Below are 22,338 nucleotides of genomic sequence, written 5' to 3'. Positions count from 1 at the left end.
GGGTGCTTGTTCCAGTGACAGTAGTCGATTGACCATCGGCGATCGGCCTTAGGCAAGACGCGCGCATTCCGCCCGCCCTGCCCTCGGCAAGGTGCGGTTTTACCAGCGGCGAGTCACCCTCGCCGCCACTTCCCTCCTCATCGTTCCACCGTTATCGCCTGCTGCCCCCTTTTCGGGCGGATTGACTTCGCCTGTGCACTCGCCTGTTCCTCCCCAGCCGGGAGAAACTGATGGTGGTATTTGACTTTGCGCTGCGCGTTGCCGCGGCATTGACCCTGGGCGCCATGATCGGCGCCGAACGCCAGCTGCGCCAGCGCATGGCGGGCCTGCGCACGAATGCGCTGGTGTCCGTCGGCGCCTCGCTGTTCGTGATGGTTTCCGTGCTCGAAGGCGATGCCTCTGGCCACATGCGCATCGCCGCGCAGGTGGTGTCGGGCATCGGCTTTCTGGGTGCCGGCGTCATCATGCGCGAGGGCATGACGGTGCGCGGTCTGAACACGGCCGCCACGCTGTGGTGCTCGGCCGCCATCGGCATCCTGTGCGGCCTGGGGTTTGCCCTCGAAGCGGCCATCGGCACGGCGTTTGTGCTGATCGCCAACCTGGTGCTGCGTCACCTGGCCCAGCGCATCAACGCGCACGGCAGCGCGGCCGGCATCGAGACGGAAAGCATCTACCGCGTCACGGCCGTGTGCGAGGCGGAGCAGGAAGTCCAGGTGCGCAACCTGATGCTGCGCATGATCAGCGGCATGCCGGCGCTGATGCTGCAATCCTTGCACAGCGAGGATGCGCCGCAGGCCGGGCGCATCGAAGTGCGCGCCGACCTGCTCACGCCCCTGTCCAGCCTGGGCTTGCTGGAGCAGATCGTCAGCCAGGTCAGCCTGGAAGGCAGCGTCTCGGCCGTGCGCTGGGCGCTGGTCAACAACGCGGAATTTGTCGCCGAACGGGGAGTGTGATGATGAAAAAATTCTTCCATTGGTTTGCCCGGCGCGCGCCTGTCGTGGCCACCTACCGCCTGACCGTCACCTGCCCCGCGGCGCAGGCCGACCACGTGGTGCGCCTGCTGCTGGCCGAACTGAAAGGCGCGGGCCTGGCGCCGTCGCAGGTCCTGCGCAGCTGGGACGCGGGCAGGCAGATGGTGCGGCTGATCGCCATGGTGCTGTGCCAGGCCGTGCAGCGCGCCGTGCTGGTGCGCTTCGTCAACCGCGCGGGCGCCTGGCCGCAGGTGCGGCAAGTGCGCTGGGAAGGTGTGGCGGCCTCAGCCTGATGCGGGCAGGCGCATGGTAAACAGGGCGCCGCCGCCGGCGCGGTTCTGCGCCTCGATGCGCCCGCCATACGCATGCACGATGGCTTGCGACAGGGCCAGGCCGAGGCCGAAACCGGGCGCCTCGCCCGCGCGCGCCTGCGCGCCACGGTAAAAGCGTTCGAACAGATGCGGCAAGTCTTCCACGCCGATGCCCGGTCCCGCATCGGCCACGCTGACCAGCACGTCGCCACCGTCGCGCGACACCTGCAGGGTAATGACGCTGTCGGGTGGCGAAAACTTCACGGCGTTGTCGAGCAGATTGGCCAGCACCAGGTCGACGGGGCCGGCCGCCACGCGCGCGTGCACGGGCGCGCCATCGTCGAGCGCGAGGCGGATGCCGCGCTGCGCTGCCGCCTTTTCCAGCCGTTGCGCCGCCGCGCGCAGCAGCGGATTGAGGTGCACCGATTCCACCGCATTGCGTTCCTGCCCCGCATCGAGGCGCGTGAGCATCAGCAATTCTTCCACCAGGGTCGTCAGGCGCTGCACTTCGTCGAGGCAGGACGCCAGCGCGTCGACATACTCGGGCGACTCGCGCGGACGGCGCAAGGTGATTTCGATTTCCGTGCGCAGGCGCGACAGGGGCGAACGCAACTCGTGCGAGGCGTCGGCCGTGAAGCGCCGTTGCGCATCGTAGCCGTGTTCCAGGCGGTCCAGCATGGCGTTCAGGGTATCGACCAGGCGGCCGATTTCATCCGGCGTGCCCGGATGCGGCAGGCGCTGGTGCAGGCTGGCCTCGCCGATGGAGCGCGCCTGCAGCACCACGTCGTCGATAGCGCCCAGCACGCGGCGCGTGAGCATCTCGCCGGCCAGTCCCACGGCGGCCAGCAGCGCCAGCGCCATCGCGCCAAACAGCAAGGTGGCCGAGGCCAGCACGTGATTGGCGTCGTCGAGCGAACCGGCCACCTGCACAGACAGGCGCGCGCCGGACGAGGGCACGGGCATCGAGACCATGCGCAGCGGCTCCTCGCCGAACTTGGGCAAGGTTTCAAAAACGGTCTCGCCGGCCGCCAGGCGCGCCAGCAGGGCGGGCGGCGCCGGCAGCCGCGCCGCTTCCAGGTTGCGGCTGCGCGCCAGCACGCGGCCTTCGCCATCGATGATCTGCACCAGGCGGTCGAGCCGCATCAAGGACGGCGGCGCCAGGCCCGGCGCCACCTCGTGCACGCTGACGGGCTGGCGCGGCGCGGCCGGCAGCATTGCCATCTCCGTCTCGCCCAGCGCCAGCAGGGCCGCGTCGAGCTGGCCGTGCACGGCGCGCGACAGGCCCCAGTAGCCGGCCAGCGCGGTGCAGGCGACGATGGCGAGGATGACGGCCAGGTGCACCAGCAGCAGGCGCTTGCGAAAGCTAGCCACCGCTGTTTTCCGCCAGGCGGAAGCCGCGTCCGCGCACCGTGTGGATCAATTGCGGCAGACCCGGCGCATCGACCTTGCCCCGCAGGTTGCGCACGTGGACATCGATCAGGTTATCGATGCCGATCAGGTCCGCCTGCCATATCTGCTCGGCCAGGCGCGCGCGGCTGACCACTTCGCCCGCCTGGCGCAGCAGGATCAATAAAATCGCGTATTCCTTGGGCGTCAGTACCAGCGGCGCGCCGCCCCGCGTCGCCTGGTGGCTGACGGGGTCGAGCGTCAGGTCGGCCAGCGCCAGCACCAGCGGCCGGCTGATGTCGGAGCGGCGCAGCAGCGCGCGGATGCGCGCCAGCAGTTCCTCGAATTCGAAGGGCTTGGTCAGGTAATCGTCGGCGCCCGTGTTCAGACCCGCCACGCGGTCGGCCGTGGCGTCGCGCGCCGTGAGCATCAGCACCGGCGTCTGGATGCCACGCGCGCGCAAGTCGCGGCAGAAATCGATGCCCTGCTTGCCCGGCAACATCCAGTCCAGCACGATCACGTCGTAATCGACGGCGTAGCTTTCCTCCTCGCCCTCTTCCGCGCTGTGCGCCACGTCGACGACGAAGCCTTCCTCCTGCAAGCCGCGCGCCAGCAGGCGCGCTGCCTTGCGGTCGTCTTCCACCAAGAGAATCCTCATGCCTGCCTTTCCCGTCGCGTCGCGCCGCATTTTCCCGCATTCCCCGCATGTTCCGGGGTTTCCATCGCTGCATTTTACCGCGCCGTCGCCTGCCCGCACCGAACCTGAAGAATGATTCAGGCATTCTTGGGCGCTTCTTCAGGACGCCCTTGCTATGCTTTTCCGGCGCTGTTGTGACGCTGCCGTCTTGACGCTGTCCGCGCCACCTGCGCCCCCTCTGATCGCCCGCCTGGGCATGGCATCCACGCATGCCGCTACCACCACCAACAACAAGGAAACACGGGATGAACACGACCACCCACAACGCCCTGGGCGCCTGCTGCGCGCTCGCCGTGGCCCTCAGCTGCTCGGCCCTCGCCGGCTGCGCAAGGCCGACGCCAGCGGCCTCGCCGCCTGTCCCATCGCGCCACCTCGATGATGGCAGCATCGAAGTCGGCAAACTGTCGCCGCTGCGCCAGCGCCTGCAGATCGCCCCCGCGCAGGAACAGGATATCGCCACGCAGACGGACGCGCCGGGCAGCATCGAAGCGATGCCGGAAAAGCTGGTGAAAATCACGCCGCCCCTGGCCGGGCGCATCACGCGCCTGCAGCGCGCGCTGGGCGACAGCGTAAAGGCGGGCGACCCGCTGTTCACGCTCGATTCGGCGGAACTGAGCGCCGCCTATGCGGACGACAGCAAGGCCAGGTCCGCCCTGCTGCAGGCGCGCCAGGAACTGGAGCGCCAGAAAACGCTGTTCGAGGCGCAGATCGCCGCGCGCAAGGAATACGAATCGGCCCAGGCCAGCTATGAGCAGGCCGGCAGCGATGCGCAAGCGAGCGCCGACAAGCTGGCGCAGTACGGCGCCGGCGCGCGCGGTTCGCGCCGCGACTACGTGCTGCGCTCGCCCATTGCCGGCACCGTGATCGCCATGGACGGCGCCCAGGGCGGCTACTGGAACGATATCAACGCGCCCGTCATGACGGTGGCCGACCTGTCCACCGTGTGGCTGTCGGCCAACGTGAGCGAGAAGGACCTGGCGCAGGTGGCCGTGGGACAGCAGGCCCGCATCACGCTCGACGCCTGGCCCGGCAAACACTTCGAGGGCAAGGTCGCCTATGTGGGTGCCGTGCTCGATGCGGAAACGCGCACGGTGAAGGTACGCGTTTCCATCGACAACCGCAGCGGCGCCTTCAAGCCGGGCATGTTCGCCCACGCGGGGTTTGCCGGCGCTTCGCGCCGCGCCATCGTCGTGCCGGCGGCCGCCGTGCTGCAAAGCGGGCTGTCGACGCGGGTGATGGTCGAACGCGGCCCGCTGCGCTTCGAGCCACGCGTGGTGCAGGTCGGCGCCAGCCATGGCGAGCAGGTGGAAATCGTCTCGGGACTCAAGGCGGGCGAACGCATCGTCGTCAAGGAAGGAGTGCTGCTCAATGATTGACCGTTTCATCGCCACCTGCTGCCAGCGGCGCGGCATCGTCTGGCTCGTGCTGCTGTTCGTCACAGCCTACGGCATCTACAGCTGGAAACAGCTGCCCATCGAGGCCTACCCCGACATCGCCGACGTCACTTCGCAGATCGTCACGCAGGTGCCGGGCCTGGGCGCGGAGGAAATCGAGCAGCAGATCACGATACCGCTCGAGCGCGCCCTGCTCGGCACGCCCGGCATGCATGTGCTGCGCACGCGCAGCCTGTTCGCGCTGTCGCTGATCACCGTGGTGTTCGAGGATGGCAGCGACGGCTACTTCACGCGCGAGCGGCTGCAGGAGCGGCTCGCCAGCGTCAACCTGCCGTACGACGCCAAGCCGGGGCTCGATCCCTACACCTCGCCGACGGGCGAAATCTACCGCTACACGCTGGAATCGAAAAGCCGCAGCCTGCGCGAACTGTCCGAACTGCAGTTCTGGACCGTGATACCGCGCCTGCAGCAGGTGCGCGGCGTGGCCGACGTCAGCAATTTCGGCGGACTGACCACGCAATTCATGCTGGAGCTCGATCCCGCAAAACTCGACAGCTACGGTTTCTCGCTGGCGCAGGTCAAGGATGCCATCAACGCCAACAACATCAGCGGCGGCGGCAGCGTCATCGACCGCGGCCAGCAATCGTACGTGGTGCGCGGCGTGGGCCTGCTGCACTCGCTCGACGACATGGGCAACGTCGTCGTCAGCAGCAAGAACGGCGTGCCCGTGCTGGTGAAAGACCTCGGCAAGCTCGCCTACGGCAACGTGGAGCGGCGCGGCATCCTCGGCAAGGACGGCAACCCCGACACCATCGAGGGCATCACCCTGCTGCTGAAGGATTTCAACCCGTCCGAGGCGCTGGCCGGCATCCATGCAGCCGTGGACGACTTGAACGGCAATCTGCTGCCGCAGGACGTGAAGGTCGTGCCCTACCTGGACCGCAGCTCGCTGATCGACGCCACCCTGCACACGGTCGGGTTCACGCTGGGCGAGGGCATGCTGCTCGTCGCCCTGGTGCTGCTGCTGTTCCTGGGCAGCCCGCGCGCGGCCGCCATCGTCGCGCTGACGATCCCGCTGGCGCTGCTGATGGCCTTCATCTTCATGCACCACTTTAAAATTCCCGCCAACCTGCTATCGCTGGGCGCCATCGACTTCGGCATCCTCGTCGACGGTTCGGTGGTGGTGCTGGAAAACATACTGCGCCGCCGCGAACGCGAGGAGCAGCGCCCCCTCGCGCTGCAGGACGCCATCGAAGCCACCCTGCAGGTGGCGCGCCCCATCCTGTTCGGCATGGCCGTCATCATCGCCGCGTATTTGCCCCTGTTCGCCTTCCAGCACATCGAATACAAGCTGTTCTCGCCGATGGCGTATGCGGTCGGCGCGGCGCTCGTGGGCGCACTGGTGGTGGCGCTGGTGCTCATACCGGGCCTGGCCTGGCTGGCCTTCCGCAAGCCGCGCCGCATGTTCCACAACCGCGCGCTGGAAGCGCTGGCGGCGCTGTATGCGCGCTTCCTCGAGCGCATGGTGGGCAGGAAGCGCTGGGTGGCGGCCGTCTGCGCGGGGTCGCTGGCGGCCCTGGCCATCCTGGGCGGCAGCATCGGACGCGATTTCCTGCCCTATCTCGACGAAGGATCGTTATGGCTGCAGGTGCAGATGCCGCCCGGCATCACGCTGGAGAAGGCCTCCGAGATGGCCAGCGAACTGCGCCGCGCCGCGCTGGAGTTCCCGGAAGTGTCGACCATCGTCACGCAGACGGGGCGCAACGACGACGGCACCGACTACTGGACGCCGTCGCACATCGAAGCGAGCGTGGGCCTGCATCCGTATAAAAGCTGGAAATCGGGCATGAGCAAGCAGCAGCTGATCGCCAGAATGAACGAACGCTTCGCGCGCATGCCCGGCTACACGGTGGCCTTCATGCAGCCGATGATCGACGGCGTGCAGGATAAATTGTCGGGCGCGCACAGCGACCTGACGGTGAAAATCTTCGGCAACGACCTCGATGAGGTGCGCCGCATCGCCGGCAAGGTGGCGCACGTATTGAAAGGCGTCCCTGGCGCTTCCGACGTGGCGGTGGATGTGGAGCCGCCGCTGCCCAACCTGAAGGTGGAGCTGGACAGGGCGAAGGCGGCCCGCTACGGCATCAACGCGGCCGACGTGGCCGACCTGATTTCCACCGGCATCGGCGGCGCGCCCATCGGCCAGGTCTACGTGGGCGAAAAAAGCTACGACATCGCCGTGCGCTTCCCGCCCGCCGTGCGCTCCAGCCCGGACGCCATCGCCAGTCTGATGCTGACGGCCGCGAACGGCGCCAGGGTGCCGCTGGCGCAGGTGGCCAGCATCAGCACCACCTCGGGCGAAAGCGTGATCGTGCGCGAAATGGGACGGCGCCACATCATCGTGCGCCTGAATGCCCGCGGACGCGACCTGGCCGGTTTCCTGGCCGAGGCGCGCCCGCTGGTGGCGCAGGCCGTGGCCGGCGAGCACCAGCGCATCGGCGTCGAGTGGGGCGGCCAGTTCGAAAACCTGCAGCGCGCGCAAAGCCGCCTGGCGCTGATCCTGCCGATGACCCTGGGCGCCATGTTCCTGCTGCTGTTTGGCCAGTTCCGCAACCTGCGCCAGCCGGCGCTGGTGCTGCTGGCCGTGCCGCTGGCCATGCTGGGCGGCCTGGCCGCGCTGCACCTGCGCGGCATGACGCTGAATGTATCGAGCGCCGTCGGCTTCATCGCCCTGTTCGGCGTGGCCGTGCTCAATGCCGTGCTGATGCTGGCGCAGATCAACCGCCTGCGCGCCGAGGAAGGAAAAAGCCTGCGCGAGGCCGTGCTCGAAGGCGCGCGCGACCGCATGCGCCCCGTGCTGATGACGGCAACCGTGGCGGCCCTGGGCCTGACGCCGGCCATGCTGGCCACGGGCCTGGGCAGCGACGTGCAGCGCCCGCTGGCCACCGTGGTGGTGGGCGGCCTGGTGACGGCCACGGCCCTGACCCTGCTGCTGTTGCCGGCCCTGTATTACCTGATCGAGGCGTATGTAGCAAAGCGCCGGACGCAAACGGAAGGAAAGACCCATGACACGCATTAACTGGATATTCGCGGGCTTGCTGATCTCGCCCGCGCTGGGCGCCACGCCCCTGACCTTCGAGACCTACCTGACTGCCGTGGAGAGCAGCAGCCTGGAACTGCAGGCGCAGCAGGAGAGCATCGGTTCGGCCAAAGCCGGCATCGGCATTGCCGGCCTGCGTCCCGATCCCGAATTCACGCTGGGCGCCGCGCGCGAGACCGTGCGCGCGCTGCCGCACCGTCCCGTCACCTGGACGCCAGCCATCAGCATGGCCATCGAGACGGGCGGCAAGCGCGCCGCGCGCTTGAAAGCCGCGCACAGCAATGTCGTGCTGGCCGAGGAAACGGTGGCCGGCTTCAGAGACGCCCTGTATGCGACAGCGGCGACGGCGTTCACGGAAGCGTGCCGCACGCGCGACGTCCTGCTGCGCAAGGAGCAGACCATGGCGGCGCTGTCGAAGGTGGTGGCAGCGAATGACGTCAGGCTGAAGTCGGGCGACGTGGGCGGCATCGAGCTGCTGCAGTCGCGCGTGGAACGCGACCAGTTCCAGGCCGAGCTGGAACTGGCGCGCAGCGAGGCGCAAAGCGCCATGCTGAACCTGTCGCCGCCGCTGGGGCGCCAGTTCGGCAGCCTGTTCCCGCAAGCGCAACTGGCCTGCGACTTTGCCGCGTATGCCGGCGGCGACGCCACTGCGCTGGTGCCGCAGGCGCTCAACGCCCGCAGCGACGTGCGCATCGCCCGCGCCACGCTGGACAATCTGCGCGATAGCGCGGCGCTGGTGCGCGCCAACCGCGCCGTCGACCCGACGGTGACGCTGGGCCTCTCGGCCGCGCGCGGCTACCGCGATGGCATCGACGGCAATGGCGATGCCGTCGATGGCGCGCCCCGCTCGCGCGCGCTCTCCGTCTCGCTGGCCATCCCGATCCCGCTGTCGCGGCGCGACAAGGGCGACGTGGTGCAGGCGGAAGCGGGCGTGACGCAGGCGATGCTGGCCTTGCGCCAGGCGGAACTGACAGCGGAGACGCAAGTGCGCACGGCGCAGCTGCAGTGGCGTTCGGCGCAGGAACGGCTGGCGCGCTACCGCGACGGCGTGCTGCAGGACGCGCAAAAGGTGGTGGACGGCATGCGCCTGTCCTACTTCAGCGGCAATGCCTCGCTGCTGGAATGGCTGGCGGCGCAACGCTCGGCCGACGATGCCTGGCAGGGCTACCTGCAGGCGCGCGCCGATGCCGCCATCGCCAGCACGCAGCTGCAACTGGCCATCGGCCAGCGGCCGGCGTTATAGCAAGGGGAGGGTAAAACGCGTGGATGCCGGCGCGGCGATGATGCCGCGCCGGTCATCGGGGACGGGGAATTACTGCGGCTGGGAAGGCGCGTCGCCGTCGGCGGCCGCATCTGCGTCAACCTCGGCGTCGTCCGCTTCCGGCTCATCGCCCTCGGCGCCATCGGCCGGCTTCGGATTGTTTTTCGCTTCCAGCTTGCGCCTGGCTTTTTCCTCGGCTTTCTTCTTCTTTTCCAGCTCTTTTTGCCGTTTTTCGTATTGGAAATTTGTCTTGGCCATTTACTACCTCTTTAGTTTTTAGATGTTACAGATAACCGCATAAGGCACATTATGACGCAGTTGAGCGAAACGCCAAGTTTTTAGCCACGGGGATGATGCTGCGCATGCAGCAGTTTCAGGCGCTCGCGCGCCACATGCGTGTAGATCTGCGTGGTGGAAATATCGGAGTGTCCGAGCAGCAATTGCACGACGCGCAAGTCCGCGCCATGGTTCAGCAAGTGCGTGGCGAACGCATGGCGCAGGGTATGCGGCGACAGCGGCGCCGTGATGCCCGCGCTCAGCGCATGTTTCTTGATCACCACCCAGAACATTTGCCGCGTCATGGCGCCGCCGCGCCGTGTGACGAACAGCGCATCGTCCATCTGGCCATCGAGAATCACGCCGCGCGCCTCCTTCAAGTAGCGCTCTATCCACAAGCGCGCCTGCTCGCCGAACGGCACCAGCCGCGTCTTGCTGCCCTTGCCCGTGATGCGCAGCACGCCGTCGTTCAGGCTCAGCTCCACCGATTTCAAGTCCACCAGCTCCGACACGCGCAAGCCGCTCGCATACATGAGCTCGAGCATGGTGCGCTCGCGCAGGCCCAGCGGCGTGCTGACGTCGGGCGCCGCCAGCAAGGCCTCGACCTGCGCTTCGCTCAGCGTGTGCACGAAACGCGCAGGCTGCTTGGCCGACACCATCTTCAGGCACGGGTCGGCCGCGATATGCCTGTGCCGCAGGGCCAGCTGGTAAAAGCGCTTGAGCACGGACAGGCGCCGGTTCGACGACGTCGCCTTGCTCTCGTCGTGGCGGGCGGCGAAATACGCTTCGATATCGGTCGTGGACACGTCGTACAGGCCGTCGCGTCCGGGCCGCGCCACCTCCAGCCAGCGCGCGAACAATCGCATGTCACGCCGGTAGGCGTCCAGCGAATTTTTCGACAGGCCGTCTTCCAGCCACAGGCTGTCACAGAATTCATCGATCAGGGTGGCGTTGTCGGGCGCCAGCAGGCTGTTCATCATCGGTAGGCTTCCACGCCTTCGTGCGCCAGCAGCCAGCGCTTCACGCCCAGGTGGAATCCCGTGGCGTCGTCGTGGTGGGCAAAGCCGCCCAGGCCGCCCGCGGCCGTGACCCGGTGGCAGGGGATGAGCACGGGATACCAGTTGGCGCCGCAAGCCTGGCCGACGGCGCGCGGCGCCGAGCCGATCAGGCGCGCCACGTCGCCATAGGTGCGCACCTGGCCGCGCGGGATGGCAGCAATCGCCGCCCAGACTCGTTGCTGGAAAGCGCTGCCCAGCTCGGCCAGCGGCAAGTCGAACGGCGCATCGGGATCACGGAAATAGCGCGCCAGCTGCGCGCAAGCCAGTTCGGAGACGGCATCCTGCGGCGCCTTCTCGTCGAAGTGCGGCGGCAGGTAAACCAGTTCGCGCAGCTGGCCACCCTCCGCGCGCACGCCCATGGCGCCGAACGGCGCGGCCACGATGGCGCTGAAGCGCTCACTGCCCTGTTGTTTTTTCATCTGCTGATCATTATTCAAGTGTGGCATATATGCAACCTGCCGGCGCCGGAGACAGCGCCACGGGGATTATGCACCGACTTTAGGCGTGCCGGCGGACGTTTCCACGGCACGAAAAAAAAGCGCACCAGTCGGTGCGCTTCAAATATTGCTTCACGTTCCCGGTCGTTTGGGTCCGCCGGTGCCGGCTTGTGGCCGCAGACAGCTATGACTCAACAACTTCTGTGAAACGTGTGTCTCCTCAATATATCCCCGGTATCAATACCGTTTTTATAGACCACTCCCCCACCAACCTTGTAACCAATTCTGTACCGCAGCCTTGCTACCGGGGCGCATATGCTTATACGTGTTTCCCCGTAAGGCCGCCCATCATAGCGCATTTATTCGGCCGGATCGACTTTTTTTGCACCATGGCGGGGACAGTTATTTTAGTTGTAAATTAAATTCGGCAGCCACAGCGAAATTTGTGGTACGTAGGTAATCAGCACGAGGAAGCCCAGCATCGTCAGCAGCCACGGCATCACGGCCACGGTCAGTTCGGAAATGCCCATCTTCGTGATGCCGGACGCCACGTACAGGTTCAGGCCCACAGGCGGATGGCACATGCCCACCTCCATGTTGACCACGATCAAGATGCCGAAGTGCACGGGGTCGATGCCCAGCTTCATGGCGACAGGGAACAGAATCGGCGCCATGATCAGCACGATCGACGACGGTTCCATGACGTTGCCGGCCAACAACAGCAGCACGTTGACCACCAGCAGGAAGCTGATCACGCCCAGGCCCTTGCCCGTGATCCATTCGGCCATCGCCTGCGGAATGTTTTCGCTGGTCATCAGGAACGAGAACAGCACGGCGTTGGTGATGATGTAGAGCAGCATCGCCGACATGGCGGCCGAATCGAGCAAGACCTTGCCCACCTGCTTGAGCTTCAAGTCCTTGTAGACGAAGACGGCGATGATGAAGGCGTACACGGCAGCCATGGCCGCCGCTTCCGTCGGCGTGAAGGCGCCCGAATAGATGCCGCCCATGACGATGACGATCAGCAGCAGGCCCCAGGCGCTCTTCTTGAAGGTGACGAAGCGCTCTTTCCAGCTGGCTTTCTGCATGCGCGGATAGTTATGCTTGCGCGCCAGGAACCAGGTGGTCAGGCCCAGCAGCATGGCCAGCATCAGGCCGGGAATCACGCCCGCCATGAACAGCTTGCCCACGGACGTGTTGGTGCTGACGGAATACATCACCATCACGATCGATGGCGGTATCAAGATGCCCAGCGCGCCCGAGGTGGTGATGACGCCGGCGCCGAAACCGCGCGGATAACCCTGCCTGACCATGGCGGGCAGGATGATGGAGCCGATCGCCACCACGGTGGCGGGGCTGGAGCCGGAAACGGCGGCAAACAGCGCGCACGCCATCACGCCGGCCAGCGCCAGGCCGCCATGCCAGTGGCCCACCATGGAGCTGGCGAAGTTGATCATGCGCCGCGCCACCCCGCCATGCGTGAGGAAATTGCCCGCCAGGATGAAGAACGGGATGGCCATGATCTCGAATTTCTCGATGCCGGTAAAGATCTTCAGGGCCACCGATTCGATGGGCACGCTGGTCATGGTGAACAGGAAGGTCAGCACCGTCAGGCCCAGCGAGATGGAAATCGGCATGCCGGTCAGCATCAGCGCCAGCAGCAATACAAAAATGATCAGCGCGTTCATGCCTTGGCTCCTTTTTCTTCCGCCGTCAATTCCTCGTCCAGCCCCTCGACATGCGAGTGGTCGTGTTTTGGCAAGGCGCCCGTCTTGATGAAATGCACCATCACCTGCAGGAAGCGGAAGCACATCAGGTAGGAACCGAGCGGCACGGCCAGGTAGACCAGCCACATCGGCACTTCCATGTCGGCCGAGGTCTGGTCCGTGTGGCCGATCGACCACACGAAGCTGGCACCCAGGGTACCCACGACGCCCGTAAACAGGGCGCCGGCGGCCAGGCCGAAGACGATGAAGCGGTCGCGCCAGCGCGGGTTCATGCGGTTGATCAGCACGTCGACGCCCACGTGGATGCCCGTGCGCACGCCATACGCGGCGCCGAACTTGGCCATCCAGACGAACATGTAGATGCACAGCTCCTGGGCCCAGCTGGTATTGATTTGAATCAGGAAATCCTGCACGCCCGGAATGGGCAAGCCCGCCAGGTAGCGGTGCACGACGGCGACGAAAATGATGAAGGTGGCCGCGCCCATCAGGGTCGCGATCAGCCACTCTTCCAGGTGATCCAGAAATTTCATGGTGGACTTTCAAAGAGTGCGGGTGCGCTGGCCCCCGCGCAGGACGCGCCGGGGCCGGTGAGACGGATCGGCAGGCGATGCCCTGCCATCTGCGCCAGGCGGCGCAGAACGCTGAAACCAGCGGCTTACTTCGCGCTTTCCTTGTTGATGGCCGTGATCAAGTCCTTGCCGATGCGCGCTTCCATGGTTTTTTGCACGGGCGCCAGCGCCTTGCGCCACTCGGCCTGCTCCTGCACCGTCAGCGTGTAGATCTGCGTCCTGCCCGCCTTCTTGATGGCCTCGAGGGCCTGGTCATTGTCGCGCTGGGCGATGGCCTTTTCAAACGTGGTCGCCTCGCGCATGGCTTTTTCCAGCTGGCTGCGAATTTCCGGGGGCAAGCCGTCCCAGAATTTCTTGTTGACGATGACGGCATAGCCCAGGTAGCCGTGGTTGGACACGGTCACGTGCTTTTGCACTTCATGCATCTTTTGCGTGTACATATTCGATGGCGGATTTTCCGTGCCGTCGACGACGCCCGTCTGCAGCGCCTGATACACTTCCGAGAAGGCCAGCACCTGCGGATTGGCGCCCAGCGCGCGCATCTGCGCGTCGAGCACCTTCGACGACTGGATGCGCATCTTCAGGCCCTTGAAGTCGGCCGGGTGATGCAGCGGCTTGTTGGCCGACATCACCTTGAAGCCGTTGTCCCAGTAGGCCAGGCCCGTGATACCCTTGGGTTCCAGCTTTTTCAGCAGGCTCTTGCCGATTTCGCCTTCGGTGACGTTATACAGCGCGGTCTTGGTGGGGAAGATATATGGCAGGTCGAACGCCTCGAATTCCTTCACGCCCAGCGGGCCGAACTTGGCCAGCGAGGGCGCCAGCATCTGCACGGCGCCCAGCTGCAGGGCTTCGAGTTCTTCCTTGTCCTTGTACAGCTGGCTGTTCGGGTACAGTTCGACCTTGACCTTGCCATTCGTGGCTTTCTCGGCCAACTGCTTGAAGCGTTCGGCGGCCTGGCCTTTCGGCGTATCGGTCGCCACGACGTGGCTGAACTTGATGACGATGGGCGCCTGGGCGTAGGCGTGCACGCCGGCGGTGGCGCCGATGGCCGCGCACAGCGCGACGAACATGGTTTTCATCTGCATTTCTGTCTCCTGAATGGTTTTTTGAAAAACTTTATTATTTGTCTACTTGGATATTGTGCCAAAGAAACTGCCTCGGCTATTGTGGTTAACCACAATAGCCCGCGCCCGATAAGCCGCTACCCTGCCAGCCATGCCGACTCCCCCCACCCTTGCGCGCCGCTTCAAGCTATCGAGCCCGATGCGCTGGCTGCTGCCCGTCATCCTGCTGCTGCTGTTCCTCTCCATCCTGTTCTGGCTGCCATGGCAGGCACGCCAGATGGAGAGCAACGAACGCCAGGAACAGCTGATCGCCGACACGCTGTGGGTCGAGCAGACCATCCGCTTCCAGCTGGCGCGCAACGAGGAAAGCCTGTTCAACCTGGGCACCGACATCGCCAGCGGCGCCCTCGGCGCGGAAAAAGTCCATGAACGGCTGCAGCAGATGCTGCGCAACGGGCGCGAACTGCAGCGCGTGCTGTGGCTCGACACCGGCGGCAAGGTGCTGGCCACCAGCGACAACAGCCTGCCGCACGAGCTGGCCTTTTCGCCGGCCTCGCTGACGGCCGGCGACAATGCGCGCCGCCTGCACCGGGGCCAGTACGCCCAGCCCTCGCAGCAGAGCGGCTTCCCCGACGCGCCGCCCGGCGCCATGCTGATGGATTACCACCAGCCCCTGTTCGATGGCCAGCGCTACGTGGGCAGCCTGGTGGCCACCTACCAGATCGGCAGCCTGCTCGATGAAATGGTGCCATGGTGGTTCGCCCAGGATAACCAGATTTCGCTGATCGACCGCGACGACAAGGTGCTGGCGCGGCGCGCCGCCGCCGGTCCCGGCCACGGCGTGTACACGCACAAGCGCGCGCTCGACGTGCCGGGCGCCACCATCACGCTGTTTACCGACAGCGTGAAAAGCCAGCCCAAGCTGCTGCCCAACTTGCTGGTCGGCTCCGTCATCGCCCTCTCGCTGGGTCTGATATGGAGCTTGCTGGCCCTGTGGCGGCATATCTCGCGCCGCCTGATGGCCGAAGGCGCGCTGCGCCAGCAGATGCTGTTTCGCACGGCGATGGAAAACTCGCTGGTGACGGGCATGCGCGCGCGCGACCTGGAAGGACGCGTCACCTATGTCAATCCCGCGTTTTGCCAGATCGTCGGCTATCCGCCCGAGGAAATCCTGGGGCGCTTGCCGCCCATGCCCTACTGGGTGCCCGAGGCGCTGGAAGAATACCAGCAGCGCTTCGTCAAGGCGCTGGCCGGCAATCCCACGCCGCAGTTCGAAACCTATTTCCAGCGCCCCGACGGCACCCGCGTGCCGGTGCTGATCTTCGAGGCGCCGCTGGTGGACAAGCACGGCCAGCAGACGGGCTGGATGGGCTCCGTGCTCGACATCTCGGACCGCAAGCGCGTCGAGGAACTGAACCGCCAGCAGCAGGAAAAACTGCAGACAAGCTCGCGCCTGGCCACCATGGGCGAACTGGCGTCGATGCTGGCGCATGAACTGAACCAGCCGCTGGCGGCCATCTCCAGCTACACCACGGGCGCGCTGAACCTGATACGGCGCGCCATCGACAGCGGCGCGCCCGTCGACCCGGCCACCCTGAAGCCGGCGCTGGAGCACGCGGGCGCGCAGGCGCAGCGGGCCGGCCAGATCATCCGCAGCGTGCACGATTTCGTGCGCAAGAGCGAGCCACAGCGCCAGGATATCGCCATCCGCACCCTGATCGACGGCATCCGCGCGCTGATCGACCTGCAGGCGCGCAAATACTATGTGACCATCCAGGAAGAGATACCTGCCGACCTGCCGCTGCTGCGCGCCGATCCCGTGATGATCGAGCAAGTACTGCTGAACCTGACACGCAACGCCATCGAGGCGATGCAGGATGCGGCGCCGGGACGGCGTATCATGCGCCTGCGGGCCAGCCACGACGCGCAGCAGGACATGGTGACGGTGGACGTGATCGACCACGGCCACGGCATCCCGCAGGACGTGGCCGAACGGCTGTTTTCGCCCTTCTTCTCGACCAAGGCCGAGGGCATGGGCATGGGGCTGAACATCTGCCGCACCGCCATCGAATTTCACGGCGGCGCGCTGACCTTCAGCGCCAACCCCGCTGGCGGTACCATCTTTACATTCAGCGTGCCGGCCGTGCCGCGCGCGCCGCACTAACCGATAACGACGATAACAGAAAGCCGGAGACACCATGCTGCATATCATTGATGACGAAGAAGTCGTACGCGACTCCCTGTCCTGGCTGGCCGCCTCGCGCAGCATCGAGGCGCGCAGCTACGCCAGCGCGCAGCAATTCCTCGACAGCCTCGATGGCAGCTTCGACGCCGGCGGCGACTGCGTGCTGCTCGACGTGCGCATGCCCGACATGAACGGCATCGCCCTGTTCGACCAGCTGGTCAAGCGCGACCTGACGGCGCGCCTGCCCGTGATTTTCCTCACCGGCCACGGCGACGTGCCGATGGCCGTCGACAGCCTGAAACGCGGCGCCTTCGATTTCTTTGAAAAGCCGTTCAACGACAACGACCTGATGGACCGCGTGCAGCAAGGCCTGGCCAACTCGCGCCAGGCCGGCGAACTGGCCGCCGTGCACGCGCGCCTGGCCACCCTGTCGACGCGCGAACGCGAAGTGCTGGACCTGATTTTGGCGGGCAAGATGAACAAGGTGGTGGCCGACAAGCTGGGCATCAGCATGCGCACCGTGGAAGTCCACCGCGCGCATATCTTCGACAAGATGCAGGTCAAGACGGCGGTGGAGCTGGCGGGGTTGTTGAAGTAATGCAGCAGTGTTGGATTACGCGGCGCTGGCGCGCCGCCAATCCAACCTACATTGCAATGTAGGTCGGGTAGGTCGGGTTAGCGCGCAGCGCGTAACCCGACAGCACCACCAGCGTTACTCGTCGTGATGTTCATGGTGCTCCGCCGCCCCATGCTTCCAGTAGCTGGCCGCATGCAGATGCTGCTTCGGCACGCCGGCTTCAATGAAATGCCCGCGCAAGCCCTGTACCTGTGCATGCTCGCACGCCACCCACACGTAGCCGTCGCCGTCCTGCGGCAAGACCACTTTCGCCAGTTCCGCCAGCAGCAAGGCACCGCTGCGGCCATTGCGCGCTACCCAGCGCACGTCCAGCTGCGCGGCGCTGTCGAGCGCGATCTGCTCGCCGTCCTCGACGATTTCGATCACGGCAATCGCGCGTGCCGTGGCTGGCAACTGCTCGAGGCGGCGGGCGATGGCCGGCAAGGCCGTCTGGTCGCCCACCAGCACATACCAGTCGAAATCGGGCGGCACCAGCATCGAGCCGCGCGGTCCGCCCACGCCCAGGGTCTGTCCGGGCACGGCTTGTGCCGCCCAGGTGGCTGCGGGACCGTCGCCATGCAGCACGAAGTCGATCTCCAGCTCGCGCCGCGCGGCGTCATAGCGGCGCGGCGTGTAGTTGCGGGCGATGGGACGCGCCCCTTCCGCGTACTGGACGGGATTCGGGCCATTGCCCAGCACGGGAAAGACGGGCGCAGCTTCGCCCGGGGCGGGGAAGAACAGTTTCACGTGGTCGTCGTGCGCGGGCGAGACAAAGCCGTCAAGATCGTCGCCGGCCAGGGTGATGCGGCGCATGTGCGGCGTCAGCTGCTCGGTGCGCACGACGGTGAGCACGCGCAGTTTCAAGTCGTGCCGCACGCGTTCGGTGGTCCGCAGGCGTTGCGGTGCGGGTGTTGCCGATGAGGTATTCGTCATGTTCGGTTCCTTGTCAAAGTGGATTCATTGACCATCGACGATGGCATTCGCTGCCTGCTCCAGCACGGCGGCCACGCGTTCGGCTTCCGCGTCCGTCCAGTTGGTCTTGTTCAGCAGCAGCGCATGCTTGAGGGTGTGCATGCCCTGGCGCACGCGCTCGGGCAAGGCGTGTTTCGCCTGGATGCGGGCGAACATGTCGAGGCGGGCCAGGATGCCGTCCACCTGGGCGCGGTTTTCCTCGATATAGGCGCGGCCCAGGTCCGTGATGGTGTAGAGCTTCTTGCCGCTGGCGCTTTCACTGGACGTGACGTGGTCCTGTTCTTCGAGCAGGGTCAGGGTCGGGTAGATGGCGCCCGGGCTGGGCGCATAGGCGCCGCCGCAACGCTCTTCGATGGCCTTGATGATTTCATAGCCGTGGCGCGGGCTGATCTCGATCAGCGCCAGCACGATCAGCGGCAGGTCGCCGCGGCCGAAGACGCGCTCGGCCCGTTCGCCGCGCCCGCCCCGGCCACCGGGGCCGCCATGGCCCATGCCATCGCCGCGCTCGTCGAAGCCGCGCGGGCCGCGGCCATGCAGGTAGTATTCGTGGCGGTGTTCGTGGCGATGCTCGCCGCGATGGTGTTCGCCATGGTGGTGCTGGCCGCAATGGGCATGCTGATGGTGATGGCCGCCGTGGCCGTGTTCTGCGTGGTGTGAGTTTCTCATGTTTTCTCTTTAAAGATATATCGTTAGTAGGTATCGCCATTTTATAACGATATATCGATAAGTCAAGGAAAAATTCATGGCGCGGGCGTGCCGGCGTTTGCTATGCTGGGCTCTCCGCCACCAACAAGCCATCGCCATGCCTGAAAAAACCGTCCCGGAAAAGATGTATGTGAAAAATGCGCAGGCGCTGGCCGTGCTCAATGATGGCGGCGAACAGGCGGCGCTGCTGGCGCAGCTGCCGCCCGAGCGCATGGCCAAGGCGGGTGATAACGCCGACTGGATCTTGCTGTTTGCGCGCAGCCGTGCGGAACTGGAACGCCACCTGCCGGCGGCGCAGGCGCGCCTGGCGCCCGGCGGCGCGCTGTGGCTGGCGTACCGCAAAGGGGGAATCAAGGCGGGCAGCGATATCCAGCGCGACGACATCCGCGCCTACGCGCAGGCACTGGGACTCGACAGCGTGGCCATGATCGCCATCGACGCCGACTGGTCGGCGCTGCGCCTGAAGCAGGTTTAGCACACCTCGGCAAACCTGCTGCGCGTCGCGCCTTGCGGCCTGCGATGCCCGCTGCGCCTCCCAGCCACAGATCACTGCCGCCCGCTACGGTTTTGTCAGGCGTTCTTGAACGCAGCTCAGGCGACGCCGTGCAGCACCAGCGCCCATTCGACGTGTTCGCGCACGATGGCCGACGGGTGCTCGCGGCGCGACAGCAGGGCCGCGACGATGTCGGCCTGTCCCCGCACCTTGGCGGCCGCATTGCCCATGCCGACGGCCAGGTTGCGCAGCCAGCGTTCGTGGCCGATGCGACGGATGGCGCTGCCTTCCATGCGGCGGTTGAATTCTTCTTCCGTCCAGGCGAACAGCTCCACCATGCCGGCGCTGCCCAGGCTATGGCGCTCGTCGAAATCGGGCACCACGGCGCGCTGGGCGAACTTGTTCCACGGGCAGACGGTCTGGCAATCGTCGCAGCCATATACCTTGTTGCCGATCAGGGGCCGCATTTCGACGGGAATGGCGCCCTTCAATTCGATGGTCAGGTACGAGATGCAGCGGCGCGCGTCGAGCTGGTGCGGCCCCAGGATCGCTTGCGTCGGGCACACCGTGATGCACGCCGAGCACTGGCCGCAGTGCGGCGTCTCGGGCGCATCCACCGGCAGCGGCACGTCGATGAGGATCTCGCCGAGGAAAAAAAAGGAACCGCCCTGGCGGTTGATCAGCAAGGTGTGCTTACCGCGCCAGCCCAACCCGCCCTTTTGCGCCAGTTCCACTTCCATCACGGGGGCCGAGTCGCTGAAGACGCGGTAGCCGAAGTCGCCGATTTCGCCCTTGATGCGTTCGGCCAGCTGCTGCAGACGCGAGCGCATCACCTTGTGATAATCGCGGCCGCGTGCATACACGGAGATCACGGCCGCCGCGGGATCGGCGTCGCGCGCCGCCTCGCGCTCGCGCCAGTCGGGGCCCAGCGCCGGCGGCAGGTAGTTCATGCGGGCGCTGATGGCGCGCACCGTGCCCGGCACCAGTTCGGCCGGGCGCGCACGCTTCATGCCGTGGCTGGCCATGTATTCCATTTCGCCGTGATACCCTGCATCAAGCCAGGCCTGCAGCCCCGCTTCCATGTGCGACAGGTCCACATCGGCGATGCGCACCTCGGCAAAACCCAGCTCGCGCCCCCATTGCTTGATGGTGCGCGCCAGGGCGGCGAGATCGGTGACGGTGGCGGACATAGGGGACTTTACGGAAAACAGCGGCGGCGCGGGCGGTTACAATGGGAGCAGCCTCCATTTTATGCGATACCGAAGATAATGACCGAACACTTCAAAGCCCACCTCCACGACGAAGCCGGCACCGCCGCTCTGGGCGCCGCGCTGGCGCGCGCGCTGGCGCCAGGCCTGGCGATCTACCTGCACGGCGACCTGGGCGCCGGCAAGACGGCCCTCACGCGCGCGCTGCTGCACGCGGCCGGCCACGCGGGCCACGTGAAAAGCCCCACGTATACCCTGTCCGAACCGTACACGGTGCAACTCGACGGCCAGGCCGTCAACGTCATTCATTTCGACCTGTACCGCATGGGCAGCGCCGAGGAATTCCTCGACGCGGGCTTTCGCGAAGACTTCAATGGCCACAATATCTGCATCGTCGAATGGCCGGAGAAAGCCGAACCGGTCCTGCCGCCGGCGGACCTGAATGTTTATTTGAGCGTTGCGGGTACAGGACGTGATGTAGAATTGCAAGCGTCTTCTGAATTGGGTCTGTCATGCCTTCACCGTCTCAAATTCGCCCCGAACCTTTGATATCCTCGCCCATCACCCGGCGTACGGTGCTCAAGGCCGGCGGCACCCTGCTGTTATCCGTCTTCGCGCCGATGTCGGCGATGGCGGCGCAAATTCTCGCCGTGCGCGTCTGGCCTGCCGAGGATTACACCCGCGTCACGCTGGAAAACGACAGCATCCTGAAAGCGACCCACTTCATCGTCAAGGACCCGGAACGCCTGGTGGTCGACATCGAAGGCCTGGAACTCAATCCCACGCTGAAGGGCCTGGTGGCGAAGATCCAGTCGAACGATCCGTATATCAAGCAGGTGCGCGTGGGCCAGAACCGGCCCAACGTGGTGCGCCTGGTGTTCGACCTGAAAGAGGAAGTCACGCCGCAGCTGTTTACCCTGCCACCGGCAGGTTCGTACAATCACCGCCTGATCTTCGACCTGTACCCCGTGCACGAGCCGGACCTGATCGCGCAGATGATCGAAAAAGGCGACTGGTCCAGCGATCCGGCCAAGCCGCCGATGGCCGGCACGCACACGCCGCCGCCCGCATTGCCGCTGCCCGACAGCGGCAAGCCGCCCGTCGCCGTCGCGCCCGTGGCCCCCATCGTGCCGCCGGTCCCCGATATCCGTCCCGAACAGCGCCCCGAAGCGCGCCCCTTGCCGGGCCAGAAAGTGGTGCGCATGATTACCATCGCGCTCGACCCCGGCCACGGCGGCGAGGATCCTGGCGCCATGGGCAGCAAGGGCAGCCGCGAAAAGGATGTCGTGCTGGCCATCGCCAAGCGCCTGAAAACCAAGCTGGAGCTGCAGCCGAACATGCGCGTCATGCTCACGCGCGACGCCGATTTCTTCGTCCCGCTGGGCATGCGCGTGGAAAAGGCGCGCAAGGTGCAGGCCGACCTGTTCGTCTCGATCCACGCCGATGCGTTCATCCAGCCGACGGCGCGCGGTTCGTCCGTCTTCGTGCTGTCGGAAAAAGGCGCCACCTCGACGGCGGCGCGCTGGCTGGCCAACAAGGAAAACCAGGCCGATTTGATCGGCGGCGTCAACGTGAAGAACCACGACAAGCAGCTGGCCAGCGTGCTGCTCGACCTGTCGACGACGGCACAGATCAACGACAGCATGAAGCTGGGCAAGGCCGTGCTGCGCGAGATCGGCGGCATCAACCGCCTGCACAAGGGCTCCGTCGAACAGGCCGGCTTCGCCGTGCTGAAGGCGCCCGACATTCCCTCCATCCTGATCGAGACGGCCTTCATCTCGAATCCGGAAGAGGAAGCCAAGCTGACCGACAACGGCTACCAGGACCAGATGGCCGACGCCATCGTCACGGGCATCAAGAATTACTTTGCGAAGAATCCGCCGCTGGCGAAAAGCCGCCTGACCTGAC

22 protein-coding genes are annotated in these 22,338 nt (G+C 65.8%); 11 read left to right on the top strand and 11 right to left on the bottom strand.

Annotated elements, in window-relative coordinates:
* The first annotated feature begins 230 nt into the window (after positions 1–230).
* Complete coding sequence (locus AC1RDJ_RS02795) at positions 231–953, top strand: MgtC/SapB family protein (RefSeq protein ID WP_071322115.1); 723 nt, start codon at positions 231–233, stop codon at positions 951–953.
* The gene (locus tag AC1RDJ_RS02790; protein WP_493026419.1) at positions 953–1,264 is read left to right on the top strand and encodes a hypothetical protein; all 312 of its coding nucleotides are present in this window, start codon (positions 953–955) and stop codon (positions 1,262–1,264) included. The genes AC1RDJ_RS02795 and AC1RDJ_RS02790 overlap by 1 nt, the downstream gene beginning before the upstream one ends.
* Here the strand turns inward: AC1RDJ_RS02790 and AC1RDJ_RS02785 are convergent.
* Together AC1RDJ_RS02785 and AC1RDJ_RS02780 are read right to left on the bottom strand one after the other, a co-directional pair.
* Positions 1,256–2,653 carry a sensor histidine kinase gene (locus AC1RDJ_RS02785; protein WP_071322113.1) on the bottom strand — a complete coding sequence of 466 codons (1,398 nt, stop codon included), beginning with the start codon at positions 2,651–2,653 and terminating at the stop codon, positions 1,256–1,258. The two genes, AC1RDJ_RS02790 and AC1RDJ_RS02785, sit on opposite strands and share 9 nt — an antisense overlap.
* On the bottom strand, positions 2,646–3,326 hold the full coding sequence (locus AC1RDJ_RS02780) for a response regulator transcription factor (protein ID WP_071326223.1): 681 nt from the start codon (positions 3,324–3,326) through the stop codon (positions 2,646–2,648). The genes AC1RDJ_RS02785 and AC1RDJ_RS02780 overlap by 8 nt, the downstream gene beginning before the upstream one ends.
* 284 nt (positions 3,327–3,610) lie before the next feature.
* Here AC1RDJ_RS02780 and AC1RDJ_RS02775 point away from each other — a divergent pair, with 284 nt between their 5' ends.
* From AC1RDJ_RS02775 to AC1RDJ_RS02765, 3 genes are read left to right on the top strand one after another with little or no spacing between them, the layout of a single operon-like run.
* Positions 3,611–4,741, top strand: coding sequence for an efflux RND transporter periplasmic adaptor subunit (locus AC1RDJ_RS02775; protein ID WP_071322112.1), 1,131 nt, complete (start codon positions 3,611–3,613; stop codon positions 4,739–4,741).
* Positions 4,734–7,838 carry an efflux RND transporter permease subunit gene (locus tag AC1RDJ_RS02770; protein ID WP_493026418.1) on the top strand — a complete coding sequence of 1,035 codons (3,105 nt, stop codon included), beginning with the start codon at positions 4,734–4,736 and terminating at the stop codon, positions 7,836–7,838. The genes AC1RDJ_RS02775 and AC1RDJ_RS02770 overlap by 8 nt, the downstream gene beginning before the upstream one ends.
* Entirely contained in the window at positions 7,825–9,102 is a 1,278-nt protein-coding gene (locus tag AC1RDJ_RS02765) for a TolC family protein (protein WP_493026417.1), read from the top strand. Before AC1RDJ_RS02770 ends, AC1RDJ_RS02765 begins: the two co-directional genes overlap by 14 nt.
* Before the next feature lie 69 nt (positions 9,103–9,171).
* On the opposite strand, the gene AC1RDJ_RS02760 is transcribed toward AC1RDJ_RS02765, so the two are convergent.
* The 6 genes from AC1RDJ_RS02760 to AC1RDJ_RS02735 all read right to left on the bottom strand — a co-directional run bounded on the left by AC1RDJ_RS02760 (position 9,172) and on the right by AC1RDJ_RS02735 (position 14,266).
* Positions 9,172–9,378 (bottom strand): hypothetical protein, encoded by a 207-nt coding sequence (locus tag AC1RDJ_RS02760; RefSeq protein WP_493026416.1) that lies wholly within the window; start codon positions 9,376–9,378, stop codon positions 9,172–9,174.
* Between the two features lie 80 nt (positions 9,379–9,458).
* Positions 9,459–10,376, bottom strand: a complete 918-nt coding sequence (gene xerD, locus AC1RDJ_RS02755; RefSeq protein WP_442905891.1) for a site-specific tyrosine recombinase XerD — start codon at positions 10,374–10,376, stop codon at positions 9,459–9,461.
* Positions 10,373–10,873: a methylated-DNA--[protein]-cysteine S-methyltransferase gene (locus AC1RDJ_RS02750; protein WP_071322108.1), complete on the bottom strand. Its 501-nt coding sequence runs from the start codon at positions 10,871–10,873 to the stop codon at positions 10,373–10,375. The genes xerD and AC1RDJ_RS02750 overlap by 4 nt, the downstream gene beginning before the upstream one ends.
* A 425-nt stretch (positions 10,874–11,298) precedes the next feature.
* A complete protein-coding gene (locus AC1RDJ_RS02745; RefSeq protein ID WP_071322107.1) occupies positions 11,299–12,579 on the bottom strand; it encodes a TRAP transporter large permease in 1,281 nt (426 codons plus the stop codon).
* Positions 12,576–13,148: a TRAP transporter small permease gene (locus AC1RDJ_RS02740; protein WP_071322106.1), complete on the bottom strand. Its 573-nt coding sequence runs from the start codon at positions 13,146–13,148 to the stop codon at positions 12,576–12,578. The genes AC1RDJ_RS02745 and AC1RDJ_RS02740 overlap by 4 nt, the downstream gene beginning before the upstream one ends.
* Positions 13,149–13,273: 125 nt before the next feature.
* A complete protein-coding gene (locus AC1RDJ_RS02735; RefSeq protein WP_442905928.1) occupies positions 13,274–14,266 on the bottom strand; it encodes a TRAP transporter substrate-binding protein in 993 nt (330 codons plus the stop codon).
* Positions 14,267–14,402: 136 nt separating this feature from the next.
* On the opposite strand from AC1RDJ_RS02735, the gene AC1RDJ_RS02730 reads away from it, so the two are divergent.
* Both AC1RDJ_RS02730 and AC1RDJ_RS02725 read left to right on the top strand, forming a co-directional pair.
* The gene (locus AC1RDJ_RS02730; protein WP_493026415.1) at positions 14,403–16,415 is read left to right on the top strand and encodes a PAS domain S-box protein; all 2,013 of its coding nucleotides are present in this window, start codon (positions 14,403–14,405) and stop codon (positions 16,413–16,415) included.
* Between the two features lie 34 nt (positions 16,416–16,449).
* Positions 16,450–17,034, top strand: a complete 585-nt coding sequence (locus AC1RDJ_RS02725; protein WP_071322103.1) for a response regulator transcription factor — start codon at positions 16,450–16,452, stop codon at positions 17,032–17,034.
* A 114-nt stretch (positions 17,035–17,148) separates the two neighbouring features.
* Here the strand turns inward: AC1RDJ_RS02725 and AC1RDJ_RS02720 are convergent, their stop codons facing one another.
* Together AC1RDJ_RS02720 and AC1RDJ_RS02715 are read right to left on the bottom strand one after the other, a co-directional pair.
* Positions 17,149–17,985 (bottom strand): siderophore-interacting protein, encoded by an 837-nt coding sequence (locus AC1RDJ_RS02720; RefSeq protein WP_493026414.1) that lies wholly within the window; start codon positions 17,983–17,985, stop codon positions 17,149–17,151.
* 24 nt (positions 17,986–18,009) lie between these two features.
* Positions 18,010–18,516 (bottom strand): PadR family transcriptional regulator, encoded by a 507-nt coding sequence (locus AC1RDJ_RS02715; protein WP_198043942.1) that lies wholly within the window; start codon positions 18,514–18,516, stop codon positions 18,010–18,012.
* On the opposite strand from AC1RDJ_RS02715, the gene AC1RDJ_RS02710 reads away from it, so the two are divergent.
* Both AC1RDJ_RS02710 and AC1RDJ_RS02705 read left to right on the top strand, forming a co-directional pair.
* Positions 18,508–18,681, top strand: a complete 174-nt coding sequence (locus AC1RDJ_RS02710; protein WP_493026413.1) for a hypothetical protein — start codon at positions 18,508–18,510, stop codon at positions 18,679–18,681. The two genes, AC1RDJ_RS02715 and AC1RDJ_RS02710, sit on opposite strands and share 9 nt — an antisense overlap.
* A gap of 145 nt (positions 18,682–18,826) precedes the next feature.
* A complete protein-coding gene (locus tag AC1RDJ_RS02705; protein ID WP_289884924.1) occupies positions 18,827–19,204 on the top strand; it encodes a DUF3052 family protein in 378 nt (125 codons plus the stop codon).
* A 116-nt stretch (positions 19,205–19,320) separates the two neighbouring features.
* On the opposite strand, the gene queG is transcribed toward AC1RDJ_RS02705, so the two are convergent.
* Positions 19,321–20,412 carry a tRNA epoxyqueuosine(34) reductase QueG gene (gene queG, locus AC1RDJ_RS02700; protein WP_493026412.1) on the bottom strand — a complete coding sequence of 364 codons (1,092 nt, stop codon included), beginning with the start codon at positions 20,410–20,412 and terminating at the stop codon, positions 19,321–19,323.
* A gap of 78 nt (positions 20,413–20,490) precedes the next feature.
* On the opposite strand from queG, the gene tsaE reads away from it, so the two are divergent.
* On the top strand, positions 20,491–20,979 hold the full coding sequence (gene tsaE, locus AC1RDJ_RS02695; protein WP_071322099.1) for a tRNA (adenosine(37)-N6)-threonylcarbamoyltransferase complex ATPase subunit type 1 TsaE: 489 nt from the start codon (positions 20,491–20,493) through the stop codon (positions 20,977–20,979).
* Positions 20,943–22,337 carry an N-acetylmuramoyl-L-alanine amidase gene (locus AC1RDJ_RS02690; protein ID WP_289884921.1) on the top strand — a complete coding sequence of 465 codons (1,395 nt, stop codon included), beginning with the start codon at positions 20,943–20,945 and terminating at the stop codon, positions 22,335–22,337. Before tsaE ends, AC1RDJ_RS02690 begins: the two co-directional genes overlap by 37 nt.
* Position 22,338: the final 1 nt, after the last annotated feature.

This window comes from Janthinobacterium sp. GW822-FHT07H10 (assembly GCF_058798675.1).
The sequence above is the reverse complement of the archived record's forward strand: the minus strand, read 5'-3'. Positions and strand labels throughout refer to the sequence as shown.